General features: G+C 43.3%; 17 protein-coding genes. 3 read left to right on the plus strand and 14 right to left on the minus strand.

Annotated features, from left to right (window positions below):
* Positions 1-100: 100 nt before the first annotated feature.
* Positions 101-1,063: a 6-phosphofructokinase gene (gene pfkA / locus C9J12_RS06995; protein WP_107242063.1), complete on the plus strand. Its 963-nt coding sequence runs from the start codon at positions 101-103 to the stop codon at positions 1,061-1,063.
* A 201-nt stretch (positions 1,064-1,264) separates the two neighbouring features.
* Here the strand turns inward: pfkA and tpiA are convergent, their stop codons facing one another.
* Positions 1,265-2,035, minus strand: coding sequence for a triose-phosphate isomerase (tpiA, locus tag C9J12_RS07000; protein ID WP_107242064.1), 771 nt, complete (start codon positions 2,033-2,035; stop codon positions 1,265-1,267).
* A gap of 349 nt (positions 2,036-2,384) precedes the next feature.
* On the opposite strand from tpiA, the gene C9J12_RS07005 reads away from it, so the two are divergent.
* Positions 2,385-2,732, plus strand: coding sequence for a 5-carboxymethyl-2-hydroxymuconate Delta-isomerase (locus tag C9J12_RS07005; protein WP_107242065.1), 348 nt, complete (start codon positions 2,385-2,387; stop codon positions 2,730-2,732).
* On the opposite strand, the gene C9J12_RS07010 is transcribed toward C9J12_RS07005, so the two are convergent.
* The 6 genes from C9J12_RS07010 to C9J12_RS07035 form a co-directional block, all read right to left on the minus strand.
* Positions 2,729-3,055, minus strand: coding sequence for a DUF3135 domain-containing protein (locus tag C9J12_RS07010; RefSeq protein ID WP_107242066.1), 327 nt, complete (start codon positions 3,053-3,055; stop codon positions 2,729-2,731). The genes C9J12_RS07005 and C9J12_RS07010 overlap by 4 nt on opposite strands.
* A gap of 186 nt (positions 3,056-3,241) precedes the next feature.
* Positions 3,242-4,000, minus strand: a complete 759-nt coding sequence (locus C9J12_RS07015) for a ferredoxin--NADP reductase (RefSeq protein ID WP_107242067.1) — start codon at positions 3,998-4,000, stop codon at positions 3,242-3,244.
* Between the two features lie 17 nt (positions 4,001-4,017).
* Positions 4,018-4,638, minus strand: a complete 621-nt coding sequence (locus tag C9J12_RS07020) for a helix-turn-helix transcriptional regulator (RefSeq protein WP_107242068.1) — start codon at positions 4,636-4,638, stop codon at positions 4,018-4,020.
* A gap of 214 nt (positions 4,639-4,852) precedes the next feature.
* Positions 4,853-5,860, minus strand: a complete 1,008-nt coding sequence (gene glpX, locus C9J12_RS07025; protein WP_107242069.1) for a class II fructose-bisphosphatase — start codon at positions 5,858-5,860, stop codon at positions 4,853-4,855.
* 249 nt (positions 5,861-6,109) lie between these two features.
* Positions 6,110-7,636 carry a glycerol kinase GlpK gene (gene glpK / locus C9J12_RS07030; protein ID WP_107242070.1) on the minus strand — a complete coding sequence of 509 codons (1,527 nt, stop codon included), beginning with the start codon at positions 7,634-7,636 and terminating at the stop codon, positions 6,110-6,112.
* Between the two features lie 41 nt (positions 7,637-7,677).
* Entirely contained in the window at positions 7,678-8,529 is an 852-nt protein-coding gene (locus C9J12_RS07035; RefSeq protein WP_041394618.1) for an MIP/aquaporin family protein, read from the minus strand.
* 912 nt (positions 8,530-9,441) lie between these two features.
* On the opposite strand from C9J12_RS07035, the gene zapB reads away from it, so the two are divergent.
* The gene (gene zapB / locus C9J12_RS07040) at positions 9,442-9,684 is read left to right on the plus strand and encodes a cell division protein ZapB (RefSeq protein ID WP_041393834.1); all 243 of its coding nucleotides are present in this window, start codon (positions 9,442-9,444) and stop codon (positions 9,682-9,684) included.
* Between the two features lie 61 nt (positions 9,685-9,745).
* Here zapB and rraA read toward each other — a convergent pair whose 3' ends face one another.
* The 7 genes from rraA to priA form a co-directional block, all read right to left on the minus strand.
* Positions 9,746-10,231 carry a ribonuclease E activity regulator RraA gene (gene rraA / locus C9J12_RS07045; RefSeq protein ID WP_107242071.1) on the minus strand — a complete coding sequence of 162 codons (486 nt, stop codon included), beginning with the start codon at positions 10,229-10,231 and terminating at the stop codon, positions 9,746-9,748.
* A 145-nt stretch (positions 10,232-10,376) separates the two neighbouring features.
* Positions 10,377-11,282, minus strand: a complete 906-nt coding sequence (locus tag C9J12_RS07050; RefSeq protein ID WP_041393835.1) for a 1,4-dihydroxy-2-naphthoate polyprenyltransferase — start codon at positions 11,280-11,282, stop codon at positions 10,377-10,379.
* Positions 11,283-11,445: 163 nt separating this feature from the next.
* The gene (gene hslU, locus C9J12_RS07055; RefSeq protein ID WP_107242072.1) at positions 11,446-12,777 is read right to left on the minus strand and encodes an HslU--HslV peptidase ATPase subunit; all 1,332 of its coding nucleotides are present in this window, start codon (positions 12,775-12,777) and stop codon (positions 11,446-11,448) included.
* 10 nt (positions 12,778-12,787) lie between these two features.
* A complete protein-coding gene (gene hslV / locus C9J12_RS07060; RefSeq protein ID WP_006233883.1) occupies positions 12,788-13,315 on the minus strand; it encodes an ATP-dependent protease subunit HslV in 528 nt (175 codons plus the stop codon).
* Between the two features lie 157 nt (positions 13,316-13,472).
* Positions 13,473-14,102 (minus strand): SPOR domain-containing protein, encoded by a 630-nt coding sequence (locus tag C9J12_RS07065; RefSeq protein ID WP_107242073.1) that lies wholly within the window; start codon positions 14,100-14,102, stop codon positions 13,473-13,475.
* A 163-nt stretch (positions 14,103-14,265) separates the two neighbouring features.
* A complete protein-coding gene (gene cytR, locus C9J12_RS07070) occupies positions 14,266-15,270 on the minus strand; it encodes a DNA-binding transcriptional regulator CytR (RefSeq protein WP_011217070.1) in 1,005 nt (334 codons plus the stop codon).
* A 171-nt stretch (positions 15,271-15,441) separates the two neighbouring features.
* Entirely contained in the window at positions 15,442-17,643 is a 2,202-nt protein-coding gene (gene priA / locus C9J12_RS07075; protein ID WP_107242074.1) for a primosomal protein N', read from the minus strand.
* Positions 17,644-17,926 lie beyond the last annotated feature (283 nt).

Consider the following 17,926-nt stretch of genomic DNA (forward strand, 5'->3'; position numbering starts at 1 on the left):
CGAGCATAAGTTGGACAGCTCCACTTATGGTACCGAGAGGGGGAACCTCGGTAACTCGTTCCGGATTTGAATTTTCAATTCCCAAAGTCAGAGGGTAACCATGATTAAGAAGATTGGTGTTTTGACCAGTGGTGGTGACGCACCTGGTATGAATGCAGCGGTTCGCGGTGTTGTACGTGCCGCGTTATCAGACGGTCTAGAAGTTTACGGTATATATGACGGCTACCAAGGCCTTCATCAGAACCGTATCGAAAAACTAAGTCGCACAAGTGTATCAGACGTGATTAACAGGGGCGGTACGTTCCTTGGTTCTGCACGTTTTCCTGAGTTCAAAGACGAAAAGGTTCGTGCTCAGGCGATTCAAAACTTGAAGATGCACGGTATCGATGCACTTGTTGTTATCGGTGGTGACGGTTCATACATGGGTGCTAAGAAGCTAACTGAGATGGGCTACCCATGTATCGGTATTCCAGGCACGATTGATAATGATGTAGCTGGTACTGATTACACGATTGGTTACCTTACTGCTTTAAATACGGTTATTGATGCGATTGACCGTCTTCGTGATACGTCTTCTTCTCACCAGCGTATTTCTATCGTTGAAGTGATGGGCCGCCATTGTGGTGATCTTACTTTAATGTCAGCAATTGCAGGTGGTTGTGAGTACATCATTACGCCAGAAACTGGTCTTCATAAAGAAGAGCTGATCGCAAAAATTAAAGAAGGTATCTACAAAGGCAAAAAGCACGCGATTGTGGCGCTTACAGAGCTGATGACAGATGCGAATGAACTAGCAAAATACATCGAAGATGAAACCGGCCGTGAAACACGTGCGACTGTGCTGGGTCATATTCAACGAGGTGGTCAGCCGACGGCATTTGACCGTATTCTTGCATCACGTATGGGCGCTTACGCGGTTGAGTTGCTTGTACAAGGTGAAGGCGGTCGTTGTGTTGGTGTTCAGAATGAGAAGATGGTTCACCACGATATCATTGACGCCATTGAGAACATGAAGCGCCCTGTTCGTAAAGATCTTTACGATCTAGCAGACAAATTGTTCTAAATCGACATGTATTGTTTTAAACAGTAACTATGTTGTTGTAATAAAAGCCGACCATCGTGTCGGTTTTTTTATATCTGTTATTTAGCGGGGATAACGAAAGCACTGAGTGGAATGGCTGGAGAATTGAACGTTAATATCGACATAGAAACAAAAAAGGCCAACCGAAGTTGACCTTTTCTCACGTTATTCTAAAAATAGAAATTACGCTTTTGCTTCAGCTGCTGCTTTAGCGATAGCGGCAAAGCTTTTCGCGTCAAGTGCTGCGCCGCCAACTAGAGCACCATCGATGTCTGGTTGTGCGAAGTATGCTGCTGCGTTTTCTGGCTTAACAGAACCGCCGTATTGAATAACAACATTCTTAGCAACTTCTTCAGATTTCTCAGCAATGTGAGCACGGATTTGAGCGTGGATGCGTTGTGCATCTTCTGCTGTAGCTGCTTTACCAGTACCGATAGCCCAGATTGGTTCGTAAGCGATGATAGCGCCTTCAAGAGCTTCAACACCTTGAGTATTGATAACAGCGTCAAGTTGACGAGCACAAACTGTCATTGTTTCGCCAGCTTCGTTTTGCGCGTCAGATTCACCGATACAAAGAACAGGTGTTAGGCCGTTTTCTTTTAGGAATGCGAATTTCTTAGCAACAAACTCGTCTGATTCGTTGTGGTATTCACGACGCTCAGAGTGACCGATGATGATGTGAGATGCGCCGAACTCTTTAAGCATTGCTGGAGACATGTCGCCAGTGAATGCACCGCTGTTGTTTAGGTCAGAGTTTTGAGCACCTAGGATGATCGCGCTGCCAGCTTCAGTAAGCGTATGCTCTGCAAGATCGATGAAAAGTGCTGGTGGAGCAACTGCTACGTCAACGCCTGTTACGCCTTCAAGTTCAGCGTTAAGACCGTTTAGTAGATTAACAACCATTTCTTTGCTGCCGTTTAGTTTCCAGTTACCCATAACTACAGGATGACGCATAGTTTTTCTCCAAATCATTGATGTAAATTAACTAAAGTAATTGAGTAAAAATATAACAGTGTAAGGTGATATTTTTACTGTCTAAAATCATTAATGAGCTCGTTGTACCTTTTTCAGGGGGAAAAGTGAACTCTAAAACGGAATTATTTCTGAATAAATCCAAATCGATTTGTGATCGGTTCGTAATTGTTAGTGAATTGATGAAATTAGCATTTGTATGTGCCTAATCGATTACGACTTAAAAAGAGAGTGATCTTTGGTTGAATTTTCAGCCAATAGTTTAGCCTCTTGCGATGAGATCGGGTAAATTATGAGCTGAAATTAAAGGTCATATCATGGAGGAGTCGTTATGCCTAATTTGGTCATGGAGTATTCTGACCCAGTAGCAGAGCGTGTGAATATTAGAGACTTACTGGAAGATCTCCATCAAGCTTTATTAGAGAGTGGTTTGTTTGAACCTGAATCGGTTAAATCCCGTTCTTACCCTTGCCATAATTGGTTCGTTGGCGAAGATGGTGATCGTAAAACGTTTATTCATCTCAATCTGAGTTTACTGTCAGGGCGAACACCTGAGAAAAAACGTGAATTATCGCGAAGCCTATTAAGTGTATTAGAGTCACATGCTTGCGAAATTAATAGTTTAACAGTCGATGTGCGCGATATGGATGTCGATAGTTTTCTAAAGGTTAGTTTCTAACTCTCAGATTGATGGGCTGGGCGTGTAAACGCTTTTACTTCTGCAGTATGTTCAGTTAAAGCTTGTGGGTCATTTAACGCTAGGGCAAAGCGCTTTAGTTGTTGTTGTAACTCTGCCATTAAAAGAATATTGATGTGGTTCGGGTTTTTACCACGTGCGATAACGTGGTTAATGTGGTTCATTTGCGCACGTAAGCGAGGCTGCATTGATTGGCTAGATTGTTCGATAATCTCTTCACTCATGCTTTGTCGCAAGGCTTCAAGTTCATGCGGTGCGTTCTCTGCCATGGCTTTTAATTCGTCAAAAGATGGTAATGTTTGCATTGCAACGCCCTCTATCTGTGCCATCTTTTTATGACCTCGCTTTAATCAGCAGGGTAATAAAAAGAGTGAAGTGATTTAGATAAGCGTAGTCAGTCTAGTAAACCCTAGACTGACTTGTTTTTGAGACATTAGGTGAGACAGTGGCGAGATAAAAAACGATTTATCATCAATAAGTGACAGGTACTACTACCAATAATGCTCCATGGTAATTTGTCCTGGTTTACGGCGTAGGTTTTTCTCAAACCCTTTGGCTTCAAGGGCCGCTTTCGTATCTTTGACCATTTCAGGATTGCCACACAACATGATTTGGCTTGTAGTCGGGTTCAGAGGTAGGCCGACATGGCGCTCTAACATCCCATCAGCAATGGCTTGAGGTATGCGCCCCGGCAAACTGAGCATTGCGGGTTCTCGACTGACAAAAGGTTGCACGATGAACTGATCGGGATGCCTTTCTTTTAGTGTGTTTATTTCAGCTTGATAGCTAAGATCAGACGCAAAGCGCACGGCATGGATAAGCACGACTTTACGGTAGCGTTTCCAAACGCTATTCGCGCTGGTATCTGAATTTAATAAGATAGAAAGATAAGGACCAATTGCCGTACCTGTGGCAAGCATCCACAAATGCTCACTCTCGGGTACTTCATTTAGAGTGAAATAGCCATTTGCACGAGCAGATACATATACCGTATCGCCTGCTTGTAGGGCGTGAAGGCGAGGCGAAAGCAAGCCATCAGCCACACGGGTGGCATATATTTCAACAAGGGCTTCACTGGGAGGATTAACGAAGGAGTAGGCTCGCTGGATCATTTTACCGTCAATTTCTAAACCGAGTTTGGTAAATTGTCCTGCTTTAAATGGTTCAATATTAGCGCGTAAAGTTAAACTAAAAAGGTCATTGTTCCAGTGACGATTAGTAACAACTTCCGCAGGAATCCAGTCAGCCATAATTTTCTCCCAATTCTTTATTCAGAATTATGTATTCGATAAGCGCAACGCCTCTCTCCGGCAATAATGTGTTCGTGTCTTTCTATGGAGCAATTGTTCCCTAAAAGGCGTCTGAATACAGAAAGCTCAGACTTACATAATGAAGGGCAGCGTTTTGCAGCATGACAAATTGGACAGTGATTTTCTAATAATATGAATTCATCACCATTTTGCTGCAACTCAGCCATATAGCCTTCTTGTTCCCTCAGTGTAGTCAGTATTTCCAATTTTTCTTTTAAAGTTGAGCTATTTGCCATCGCGTATTGGTATTGTTCAAAGGTTTGATTCTCTCGTCGTTCGATGATTTGATTTAAACCAACGCTGCCAAAAATGTCTTCGACAGAATCAAGCATTTGAATAATGAGATCGCCATGACGATCGGCAAAGCGACTATGTGCTTGAGGCGTTAAACTCCAATGTCGCGTTGGTCTGCCTACTTTGACTTTCACATCATGAAAATCCACTAACCCTTCATCTTCAAGCCCTTGCAGGTGTTGACGTACCCCCATGGTGGTGAGGCTAAATTCTTGTGACAATATTTTTGCTGTCACAGGGCCTTTACGCTTCATGTGGTAAAGAATTTTATCGATGGTTTTCATAACGGCCTGCTTCTTCCTTAGTTATGACTATTATGTAACTAGCCAAGTATATAAAGCAACGACTTTACATAATAAGAATAGAGCAGTTCAGCATTAATTGCTGATAGATAGAAATATTGTATGGAAATATTAAAGGGGTAGGCGTGTTTAGTAGGATAAAAAAAGACGTACAGAAGTACGTCTTTTTATTGGAATCTATTAAAGCGAGTTCAATTTAAACGATATGGTTTTTGATTGATTCGTCTTTACGGTCAAGGTAGTGCGTTGACTTAATACGGCGAATGGTACGGCACTTACCACGAATCAATAGTGTTTCAGTGGTCGCGATATTACCTTTACGGGTAATGCCTTCAAGTAGATCACCTTTCGTGATACCGGTACCGGCAAAAATAACATTGTCGCTTTTCGCCATGTCTTCCATGCGTAATAACACGTTAGTTTCGATACCCATTTCTTTACAGCGGTCAATTTCGGTTTGACCTAGGCGACGGTTATTTTCGTTATCTTCTTTTACTTCATGGCGAGGTAGAAGACGAGCGTGCATATCACCGCCAAGAGCACGAATTGCAGCGGCTGATACCACACCTTCTGGTGCGCCACCGATGCAGTACATTACGTCTACTTCGCTGTCTGGCATACAGGTTAAGATAGATGCCGCTACATCGCCGTCAGGGAATGCAAAGACACGTACGCCCATAGTTTGCATTTCTGCAATAACACCATCATGGCGCGGTTTTGCCAATGTTGTAACGACTAGGCTATCCAGTGTTTTACCAAGTGCTTTTGCAATGTTTTCGAGGTTTGTTGCGAGTGGTAGATCTAGGTTGATGCAACCTTTCGCTTCCGGGCCAACAACCAATTTTTCCATGTACATATCTGGGGCTTTCAGGAACGAGCCTTTTTCACCAGCAGCCAGAACAGCAAGGGCATTGTTTTGTCCCATTGCTGTCATGCGCGTTCCTTCGATTGGGTCAACGGCAATATCAACGGCATCGCCACCTAGACCGACTTTTTCACCGATGAAAAGCATAGGTGCTTCATCGATCTCGCCTTCACCAATAACAATTTCACCTTCAATTTCAGTTTGATTAAGAAGGGTACGCATCACCTCTACAGCTGCATTATCGGCTGCAATTTTGTCACCACGGCCAAGCCATTTGTAGCCAGCAAGTGCTGCGCCTTCAGTTACACGAGAAAATGCCATTGCTAAATCGCGTTTCATGGTTACTCCAGAAATAGAAATCAGTGAGTTAATGTATGGGTGTTCAACTGGCGCGGATTTTATCATAGCTCGCAGTGAAACGTTTGCGTTTATTCAAAAACAGCAAAATCATCGTATTTTTAGCCCAAAAGGCAAGAATAAAGAATATTGATGTAAAGAATAAAATGGGGATGTTAAAAATTAGGCAATAAAAAGGTCTGCAATTTGCAGACCTTTATTAACGAGACTTTTAAAGATTAATCAGCGTGATTATTCGTCGTCTTCGTCTTCTTCATCGATAGCCCAACCTTTCGCGCATTCTACTGCACGCTGCCAGCCGCGGTAGCGACGGTCACGCTTCTTATCATTCGCGCAAGGGATGAATTGACGATCAAGCTTTGCTTTATCTTGAAGTTCATCAATGCTGTCCCAGAACCCGATAGCTAAACCAGCAAGGTAAGCAGCACCCAATGCTGTTACTTCTGTTACGACAGGACGGAATACTTGCGTATCCAATACATCTGATTGGAATTGCATTAAGAAGTTATTGGCTACTGCACCACCATCAACGCGCAATGTCGCAAGCTTGATCCCAGAATCTGCTTGCATTGCATCAAGAACATCACGGGTTTGGTAAGCCACACTTTCAAGTGTTGCACGGATGATGTGGTTAGAATTAACACCACGGGTTAAACCAACGATGGCACCACGCGCATACGGGTCCCAATATGGGGCACCAAGGCCAGTAAAGGCAGGCACAACGTAGACGCCATTTGAACTGCCCACTTTCTCTGCAAAGTATTCTGAATCTTTTGCATCACCCAGTAATTTCACTTCATCACGAAGCCACTGAATAGATGCACCACCCATGAAGACCGCCCCTTCCAGTGCATAAGCAACTTCACCTTTAGGACCACAAGCAAGTGTTGTTAAAAGGCCATTTTGAGACGTGACTTTTTCTTTACCTGTGTTCATCAGTAAGAAACAGCCTGTACCATAGGTGTTCTTCGCTTGACCAGCTTCCACACACATCTGACCGAAGAGTGCAGCCTGCTGATCACCAGCAATACCACAAATAGGGATACGTGTGCCGCCTTTACCACCAATGTTGGTTTTACCGTAAACTTCTGATGACGCTTTTACTTCTGCCATCATAGATAGTGGAATATCCAGCGCTTTAAGTAATTTCTCGTCCCACTGCAGTGTATTAATATTAAATAGCATGGTACGTGATGCGTTAGTGTAATCAGTAACGAATGTACGTCCCTGAGTCATCTTCCAGATTAGCCAGGTATCAACAGTACCGAATAATAGGTTGCCAGCTTCAGCTTCTTCACGAGCACCTTCAACATTGTCGAGAATCCACTTAACCTTGGTACCAGAGAAGTACGGGTCAACCACAAGGCCGGTGTTTTCACGGATGTATTCTTCTAAGCCTTGCGCTTTTAATTCTTCACAAATGCTAGCGGTACGACGACATTGCCAAACAATCGCATTATAAACGGGCTTACCAGTGTTCTTATTCCAAACAATGGTAGTTTCACGTTGGTTGGTAATACCAATACCCGCAATTTCGTCAGATCGGATGCCTGCTTTAGCCAATACTTCTACTAATGTTGAACTTTGAGTCGCGTAAATCTCTAGTGGATCATGCTCTACCCAACCCGCTTTCGGGTAAATTTGAGTAAACTCGCGTTGTGACGAACAAATGATATTCGCATCGTGATCCAGTATGACGGCACGAGAACTGGTTGTACCTTGATCAAGTGCAACAATATATTTTTGCTCAGTAGTCATGATGAATGTCCTTTAGTTCTAATTATAGGGTAGAGAAGTAATTAAGCTTTTGCCGTATCTTGCTCGTCAGTACCTTCGCACTGGTTTGGAATTGTACATTTGTTGCCTGGTAGGTAAAGTGCGATAGCTTTAGGGTATAGCCATCCGCCAAATGCAGCACCGCAGATAGGCGCTAAAAGTGGCACAATCATGTAAGGAATATCTTTACCACCAGTCAGAGCCATATCGCCCCATCCAGCTAAGAAAGCGAAGAATTTAGGACCGAAATCACGTGCTGGATTCATTGCGAAACCCGTTAGTGGACCTAAAGAACCACCAATAACGGCAATTAAAATACCGATTAAAAGAGGACCCATAGCACCACGTGGAGCACCATTTTTTTCGTCGCCAATCGCTAGAATTGCAAACATTAGTACTGCTGTAATAACAAATTCAACTGCAAAGGCACCACCAAAAGAAAGTGCAGGGTGAGGGTAGGTAGAGAAGATACCTGCAGTGGCAAGGCTAGCTTCAGAGCCTCGTACAATTTGTTGAGCTGCTTCATAGTCAGTAAATAGGTTGGCGTATAAAGCGTAAATTAATGCCGCTGAACAAAATGCACCGAGCATTTGAGCGACAATATAAGGGGCAACTTTGCGTTTATCAAAGCCGTGGAATAAGGCTAAGGCAATCGTTACTGCAGGGTTTATGTGTGCACCAGAGACACCAGCGGTACAATAAATTGCAATCGCCACACCTAAGCCCCACATGATACTTATTTCCCACTGACCAAATTCAGCGCCAGTCAGTACGAGTGCAGCTACACAGCCCACACCAAAAAAAATCAGTAATCCGGTACCTATAAACTCAGCAATACACTCGCCAAGTAACGTGTGTTGTTTCGAGTTAGTCATCATTCAGTCCTCTTGTTGATAATGGATATGTCGTAGGGGTATTTTTATATTTTTTATTCGAGCGTCAATTTACATCACTCGAATATTATTAACATATCTTTGAGTTGATAATGTGCGTTCGAGCATATAATTTGTATAATTTCGCTCATAAAGGCAAGCGTTTGCTTTTTTATGATTGAACGCACACATTAGAGATATATGACTCCAGTTTCATTCTGTGAAATGATAATTTTCAGTTAACATGCTGATATAAAGGAAAAACCCGACCGTAAGAGAGGTCGGGTGCGCCAAGGTGGCGAATTCTTGGATAACTCCAAGAGAGATACGATCAAGATGAAAATTAGCATGTGAATGCTGCATGAAAATAGAGTTAGATCGCACTTTTAAGCATTTACATTAATTTAACGTTGTTTTCTTTTAAGACCAAGAGGTTAGTTGATTTGCATGGCAATCAACTTTCGTTTTGGTCCGATGAGTTCAAAATCCTGAAAATATGTCACTTCTGTTCTAGCGTGTTGATTTAATAGTTAGATTACCGATGACGCTGTCAAACAATACTGTGGCTAAGTGTGCTTATTAGGCATTAATCCAAGTTTATTGGGTAATCGTAAATAGGCATTACGTTCATAACCGAGTTATATTGCGTAGCGGGCAAAATAGTTGTCTTGTAAGATGTACTGGTCGCAAAGGCTAAAGTGGCGCGAAACCTTTTAAAATAAGAGCTCAGCTCTTTTTATTTGCAAAATTTTCAACAATACTGTGTGAAATTTATCCATTTACCGCTAACTGGTGGAATAGTGGATGCCAGAGAGCGGCTGCCTCGTTAGAATAGATTTATAAACGAATTTAACCATGCTCGTATTACTCCCTTAACGGTTTAAGAGAGATACGGGCTTATATCAGGTGAACAATATGTCATTAGAAATGCTGGAAAAGCTAGAAGCCAAAGTACAAATGGCTGTTGATACAATTTCGTTGCTTCAGATGGAAATTGAAGAATTAAAAGAAACAAACGAAAGTTTAACGGCTGAAGCAAATGAGTTACGCTCAAACCGTGAAACGCTTGCACAAGATAATGATAAATTACAAAATGATCATCAAGCGTGGCAAGAACGTGTTCGCACTTTGTTAGGCAAGATGGATCACGTAGAATAAAAAAAACAGAGCCGATGGCTCTGTTTCTTTATTAGCACTGTGGGTTATTACACCAGTTCGATTATTCGATATCGAGTGGTTCTGGCGACAGAATAACCCCTGTGTTGTCAGCGTAAATATGATCTTCTGGTAAAAACGTCACGCCACCAAAGTTTACGGCAATATCAACATCGCCTACACCTTGCTGATCCGCTCCTACAGGTATTGACGCTATCGCTTGAATACCAATCTCGAGTTCATCTAAGTCATCGACATTGCGCACACTACCGTAGACGATTAAACCTTCCCACTCATTCTCTGTTGCCATCAGAGCAATGTCAGCATCAATGAGCGCTCGACGTAGTGAGCCGCCACCATCAACAAGCAATACGCGACCGACACCGGGCTGCTGTAATACCGTTCGAAGTAACGCATTATCTTCGAAACATTTTACCGTAGTAATTTGTCCACCGAAGGAACTGCGACCACCATAAGAATTGAACATTGGCTCAATCACATCAACCTGATCCAGATAAATGTCACATAGTTCGGACGTGTTATATTCCATACGCTAACTTCTTCTCGTAGTAAAAGAAACGGGTGCTGTCATTTCAATACTTTCAGGTGCTTATCGATAAGCCCTATGCTCGAAAGTAATTCGCTTGTTGAAATTATAACCAGCTCGTTAACCGATGCAACTGAGGTTAAACGTTTTAAGCCAGTATAACGCCTGCGGCAAATAACAAATTAGTCAGAAGTGCGCACTTCACCATGGTTGCCATCATAGGACGAAGCGCGGCTCCATCTGTTGATTGAAAAACCTGTTTCCCATGTTGAAATAACAAAGGCGCACTTAAAATAAATAACCAACCAAACGGTGAGCGAAGTTCTAACCCTGCAAAGAGCGCAAGGCAAACAATACTGCCAGTCAGTAAAAATAGGTGATATTTACGCCCCCAATCAGGCCCCATGCGTACTGCTAGCGTAAGCTTGCCACAGGCACGGTCATTATCAATGTCACGTAGGTTGTTAATATTTAACACCCCAACAGCAAGTAAACCACAGGCCGTTGCAGGCAACATGATGATAGAGTCAATTTGCCCAGCTTGCAGATAATAGGTTCCTGCTACGCCAAGCCAACCAAAGAATGTAAGTACTGATATATCGCCCAAACCACGGTAGCCATAGGGCTTATTACCCACGGTGTAAGCGATGGAAGCAGCAATAGCCATTACACCTAATAGCATGAAGCCAAACATGTCTTTTAGGTTATTACAGGCGAGAATAATGAGCGTTAAACCACTGGTAACTGTAAGTACAATATTCAATGCCATGGCTTTTTGCATTGCCCCTTTGGTGACTAATCCTGATTGGATTGCACGTTGTGGGCCAATACGGTCATCATTATCGGTACCTTTTACCGCATCGCCATAATCATTGGCGAGGTTAGATAAAATTTGGAGTAAAAGTGCGGTTAGCAGAGCGAGCCCTGCAATTGAAGCAGAGAAACTTCCTTGCCATCCTGCCACTGCACTGCCGCATACAATTGATGCGATGGCCAATGGCAAGGTTTTAGGTCTTGCTGCATCGAGCCAAATTGCGAGTGAAGATGATTTCATAATCAGTGTGCTTTAAAAAACCGTAGAAAGGGTATTATGGCGCAATTATAGCGAGGGGCAAATTTATCCGATCAATGTTTGTTTAAAAACAAAAAAACGGCGCCATATGGCACCGTTTAATGCTTTTACAGTAGGTTATCTTTCACCTGCTGCTATTTTTCTATTACAGAATGAAGCGACTTAGATCTTCATCTTCGACCAGTTCACCGAGACGCTCATTAACATAAGCTTCATCAATCATCACTAATTCATCTGATCTATCAGTGGCGTCGAAAGACAGCTCTTCCATTAAACGCTCCATAACAGTATGTAAGCGACGTGCACCGATATTCTCAGTACGCTCGTTAACTTGCCATGCCGCATCAGCAATTTTATTGATACCGTCTTCAGAGAAGTCGATATTGACAGACTCTGTCGCCATCAATGCCTTGTACTGTTCGGTTAGAGAAGCGTTAGGCTCGGTCAGAATACGTTTAAAGTCATGGCTCGTTAGTGCTTCAAGTTCAACTCGAATGGGTAGACGACCTTGCAGTTCAGGGATTAAATCTGATGGCTTCGACATTTGGAATGCGCCAGAAGCCACAAACAAGATATGATCCGTTTTTACCATACCGTGCTTAGTTGATACGGTGCTACCTTCGACTAATGGCAGTAGATCGCGCTGAACACCTTCGCGTGAAACATCAGGACCTGAAGAGTCGCCACGTTTACAAATCTTGTCTATTTCATCAAGAAAAACAATGCCATTGTTCTCTACCGAGAAAATTGCCTGTTCTTTTAATTCGTCTTGATTAACCAATTTAGCGGCTTCTTCTTCTGTCGCTGCTTTGATGGCATCTTTGATTTTCATTTTACGTTTTTTGCTTGTGTTACCAGCCAAGTTTTGGAACATACCTTGAAGCTGGTTTGTCATGTCTTCCATTCCTGGAGGAGCCATGATTTCTACACCCATTTGCGGTGCAGCAATATCCATCTCGATGTCTTTATCATCAAGCTTGCCTTCACGTAATTTCTTACGGAATGATTGACGTGTTGAAGAGTCAGTATCGTTTTCTTCATTCTGCCCCCACTGATCACGAGCGGGTGGTAGAAGCACATCAAGAATGCGGTCTTCAGCTAATTCTTCTGCGCGAAATTGTACTTTGCTCATCGCTTGTTGATGCGTCATCTTTACTGCAACATCAGTTAAGTCGCGAATGATCGTTTCAACTTCTTTACCGACGTAGCCTACTTCGGTGAATTTCGTGGCTTCAACCTTGATAAAGGGTGCATTCGCTAATTTTGCTAAACGACGAGCAATTTCGGTTTTACCGACACCCGTTGGACCAATCATCAGAATGTTTTTAGGTGTAACTTCAACACGCAGCTCTTCTGGAAGTTGCATGCGACGCCAGCGGTTACGTAACGCAATCGCTACAGCACGTTTAGCTTTATCTTGACCGATAATATGACGATCAAGCTCATGGACGATTTCGCGTGGAGTCATCTCAGACATTGCAACTTCCTTACTTAGTTTCTAGCTCTTCAATGGTATGGTTGTGATTGGTGAATACACAGATATCGCCAGCGATATTCAGTGATTTTTCAGCAATTTCACGCGCACCCAAATCGGTATTTTCTAATAATGCGGTTGCTGCTGCTTGAGCAAAATTACCGCCAGAACCAATCGCAATTAAATCATTTTCAGGCTGAACTACATCACCATTACCGGTAATGATTAGTGAACCTGTTTCATCTGCAACAGCTAAAATAGCTTCCAATTTACGTAGCGCACGATCGGTGCGCCAGTCTTTAGCAAGTTCGACTGCTGATTTCAGCAAGTGACCTTGATGCATTTCAAGCTTACGCTCAAAACGTTCGAATAGAGTGAAGGCATCAGCGGTGCCGCCTGCAAAGCCTGCAAGTACTTTGTTGTTGTATAAACGACGTACTTTACGAGCGTTGCCTTTCATTACTGTGTTGCCAAGAGAGACTTGACCGTCACCAGCAATTACGACTTTACCGTTTCGACGTACAGATACGATTGTTGTCACGGTTGAACCCCTTTGATTCTCATCGGCTTAATGCCGAGAACGATGTTATTAGTATATCTGGGGGTGGTGTATTTGTTTTTCAAGGTATGCCGAGGTAACAAAAAAGGATGCCTCGGCATCCTTTTTCAAATCTATTTAGAGGTAGTAACTGGAATTGTTATTCCCAGAACCAAATCGCGCAAGGTGCGATACCTGCCCGTTTTAGCATATTTCGGTCGTTTTCAGCTGGGCGCTTTTTGGGATAAGGCCCAATGATGACTCGGTACCATGTGCCTTTTTCACCGGCCGATGCTTTAACTTGGCTATCTAACCCCTGAAAAGCAATCATCGCTTTACGCTGTTCAGCCTGATCTTGGCTACGGTATGCCCCACATTGCATCAAGTAAGGCTTGGTCGGCTTGTTATCGGCTTTTTTTGCTTCAATTTGAATTTCTTTGTTTTTTAATTCTTCAATGTAACGCCACTTTTCTTCAGGCTTTGGCGGCAATGTGCTGGTTTCTTTGGCTTTACTTGGGGTTTTAACCACGGGTTGAGTTGTTTTTTTCGTCGTGGTTTTTTCTGGTTTCGATATTGGCTGAGGTTTCACTGCTTCAGCTTTTGGTACTGGCTGAGTAGCAGGTGCAGGAGAGCTGGATAAGAAATACAACCCATAGCCGAGCGCACCGACTAATGTTAGTGCAATAAGTCCCCATTTTACAGGGAATCCAGCGGAAGCTGGGGCTTTTCGGTTTTGGCGGGCTGGCTTTTTTGGCGAGCGTCCGCGTTTCACATAATCTTTAGTGGCCACAATGATAAAACATTACAAGAATCACAATTAGACTATGGTACAAACTTGCGCGGTACCTGACTAGTGTTTGAATCAATCACTTGAGGAATAATCGCTTTTTTACGATGGGAAAGTGTGAGCTTATGTCCAAAAAACTAATAAGCTCACTTATTTCTGCGTGTGATTACATTGATGGTGGCGCGGCACTTTCGCGAATGACTAATTTTGCATCAAGTAAACGCGAGCCAGCACGAACATCTTTGCCCTTCAATAGTTCAAGTAGCATCAACATTGCTTGGCGACCAATTTCATAACGCGGCTGAGAAACGGTGGTTAACGGTGGATCGCAATATTCTGCAAATTGAATATCATCAAAGCCCACAATGGACAGATCTTGCGGTACGCGTAAACCAAGACGTTTGGCTTGTTGCATTGCACCAATGGCCATCACATCACTGTGACAGAATAGTGCTGTTGGTGGCTCAGGCAATGAAAGTAGGGCTGTAACAGCCCGTGCACCTGCCGCAAACGAGAAATCACCTTTAACGGTGTAAGCAGGGTTCAACTCTATACCACCACGACGAAGTGCTTGCTGATAACCTTGTGAGCGGAATTGACACAGTGCTGCTTGATCAGGACCAGAAATTTGCGCAATACGCTTATGGCCCATCTGAGTTAAATAGTTTACGGCTTCATAGGCGGCAGTTAAGTTATCGATATGAACAGTTGGCAGCTCAAGTTCTGGCGCATATTCACATGCCATTACTAGTGGAGGTAGGTTTTTTTGTTCGGGTTTGCTGACATCAAACGGTAAATCAGTGCCCAGCAGCAGCATACCGTCAGCTTGCTTGGTGAAGACTAAATTAACAAATGAATTTTCACGGGTTTTCTGTTGTCCGCTATCACCGAGCAAGACTAAGTAACCGTGTTCCATTGCCGCTTCTTCGATACCACGGATAATCTCTGTGAAGTAGGGATCACAGATGTCGGGTACGATAGTAACGATGGTTTTTGATTCATTGCGGCGCAGGTTTCTCGCCAGTGAATTGGGGGAATAACCAGCTTCCATAACGGCTTGTTCGACTTTTTTACGGGTCGATGCCGAGACCTTTTCTGGATTCATTAACGCACGGGAAACCGTGGCCGTAGACACACCAGCTAGCTGGGCAACGTCCTTCATTGTCGCCATATTTGCAGTTCCTCTCTATTATTTCTCTCTTAATATGCTGGAGGATCTTAGCCAAAATGAGCAGATACCGTGACCAGCAAGCATCTTATTGTATGCGCTCTGTTGTTGATTAAACATGGCTTTATAAGCATAAATTACATTCAATACGTGACTTACATCGCATTGTTCATTTTAAGTTAAATCTTGCGGTTCAACATCGATCGACCACCGTACTTTTTTCGCTAAGGGCAGTAGTTGAATCGCGGGTTTAGCTATCGCTAGCATGCGTTGTAAGGTTTTACGATCCGGAGCCTGAAGAAGCAGTTGCCAGCGATAGCGCCCTGCACGGCGTGCAAGAGGGGCAGGGTTGGGGCCCATAATAAAGATGTCTTGGTTAAACAGTGGGCTAGATTCAAATATGCCCCGTATTTGTTGTAAAAGTTGGCAAACATGGTCGCTATTGTTGGCTTCTGAACGAAATAATGCCAAATGTGTGTAAGGTGGTAATAAGGCTTCTTTTCGTTCTATTAGTGCGTTATCGGCGAAGTTATCATAACCTTTGTGTAACAATGCTTGTAATAAAGCATGTTCTGGGTGATGAGTTTGCAGCAGTACTTCCCCTGGTTTACTGGCACGGCCTGCGCGACCAGCCACTTGAATAAACAACTGAGCAAGACGTTCTGATGCTCTAAAATCATTACTGAATAACGCACTGTCGACATCAATGAGTGATACCAAGGTAACATTTGGAAAATGGTGACCTTTTGCCAACATTTGAGTACCAATTAAAATTTGATACTCATTGTTCTTTATGGCTTCTAGGTAATCTTCTAGCGACCCTTTTCGACGAGTGCTATCGCGATCAATACGTACTGTTTTGTATTCAGGAAATAACGTCGCTAATTGCTGCTCTAATTGCTCTGTTCCCACCCCGACCGCATTGAGTTGAGTCGAGCCACAACTATTACATTGGTGCATGATAGGTCGTTGAGTACCGCAATGGTGACAACGCAGTTCTCCAGATTGCTGGTGCAGTGTGTAATACGCATCACAACGGTCACATTCTGCTAACCAGCCACATTCATGGCAAATCATGGCAGGGGAAAACCCTCGACGATTTAAGAACAGAATGACTTGGTTGCCAGCCGTTAAATGTTTACGCATTTGGGCAATTAATGGGGCAGATAATCCTGCATCAAGGTATAAACCTTTTACATCGAGTACCCCATGACGAGCAGACTGGGCGTTACCAGCTCGGCGAGTAAGATGAAGGTGATGATATTTACCTGTTTTAGCATTGTGTAAACTTTCTAGCGCAGGGGTTGCTGATCCTAAAACAATCGGAATGTTTTCTTTGTTCGCTCGCATAACGGCGAGATCACGGGCATGGTAACGTAAGCTATCTTGTTGCTTATACGACGCATCATGCTCTTCATCGACAATGATGATGCCCAGATTATGGAAAGGCGTAAACAAAGCAGAGCGCGTACCGATAATGATCCCTGCTTGATTATCTCGACCAGCTAACCATGACGATAGGCGTTCTGTATCATTTAGACCAGAATGTACGGTTTCAAGTGGCACATTGAAGCGACGACGAAAACGGTTAATGGTTTGTGGGGTTAAACCGATTTCAGGCACGAGTATTAATGCTTGTTTACCTGCCGCTAATATTGGCTCTAAAGCATTCAGGTACACTTCGGTTTTACCTGAACCCGTTACCCCTTCTAATAAGTAACAGCCAAATTCAGGGTTGGCATTAATTGTCGCAATGGTTAAGGCTTGTTCTTCATTCAAGCGGGGTTTTTCTTCAGTGACCGCAAAATGCTTGTGCCAATCGACAAGGCGGGGTTTTTCTTGTAATTCGGTTATCCAGCCTTTATCTACCAGTGTTTTTAACGTGGCAGAGCTGACTTCTTCAGCGAGCAGAGCTTCATGGCGACGATTGCCATTTCTTAATATATTCAACACTTGTACTTGGCGAGGCGCGCGTTTAAGTGCGGTGATTGGCTGCTCGCGACCAGCTTCTGTTATTGCCCAGTATTTGAGTGTGCCCGTTGATGCTGCTCGCCCTTTACGTAGTAACCCCGGCATTGAGTTGGCTAACGTATCGCCTAATGGGTATTGGTAATAATTACTTGCCCAAGATAACAAGCTAAATAATGGTGAAGTCCATAATGGCGCTTGATCAATGACGGTATAAATGGGTTTAAGCTGTGCGATTGGGAAATCAGATTTATCGGTGATTTCAATAACAATACCGACCAGTTGTTGGCGTCCAAATGGCACCTTTACTCGACCTCCTACCACAGGAAAAGAGCCTGCTTTTATAAGGTAATCAAATGTTTTGTCCAATGGAACAGGAAGTGCCACTCTGGCAATATTGGGTGTCATAACTAACCGAAGATGAAGCTGTGACTATTTTAAAGCATTATGCTGTTAAAGCGTCACAGATGGTTTACTGATTGAGTTTGAAGTGTACAACGCACGACAGTTTATCCCAAATTGATTAGTAATCTATCCGCCATTGATAGAGCACTTAGTTATACTTAGTCGATAAACGATGAAAATAGTAGCGTGTCTGTTGATCTCCGTGGAATGATTGATTATCATACGCGCCCTAATTTGTCGTTTATGCGGCATACTATTTTAACGACGTGTGGTGCCCGGCTTTGGA

Origin of the sequence: Photobacterium frigidiphilum (assembly GCF_003025615.1) — a bacterium.
GTDB classification, from domain to species: domain Bacteria; phylum Pseudomonadota; class Gammaproteobacteria; order Enterobacterales; family Vibrionaceae; genus Photobacterium; species Photobacterium frigidiphilum.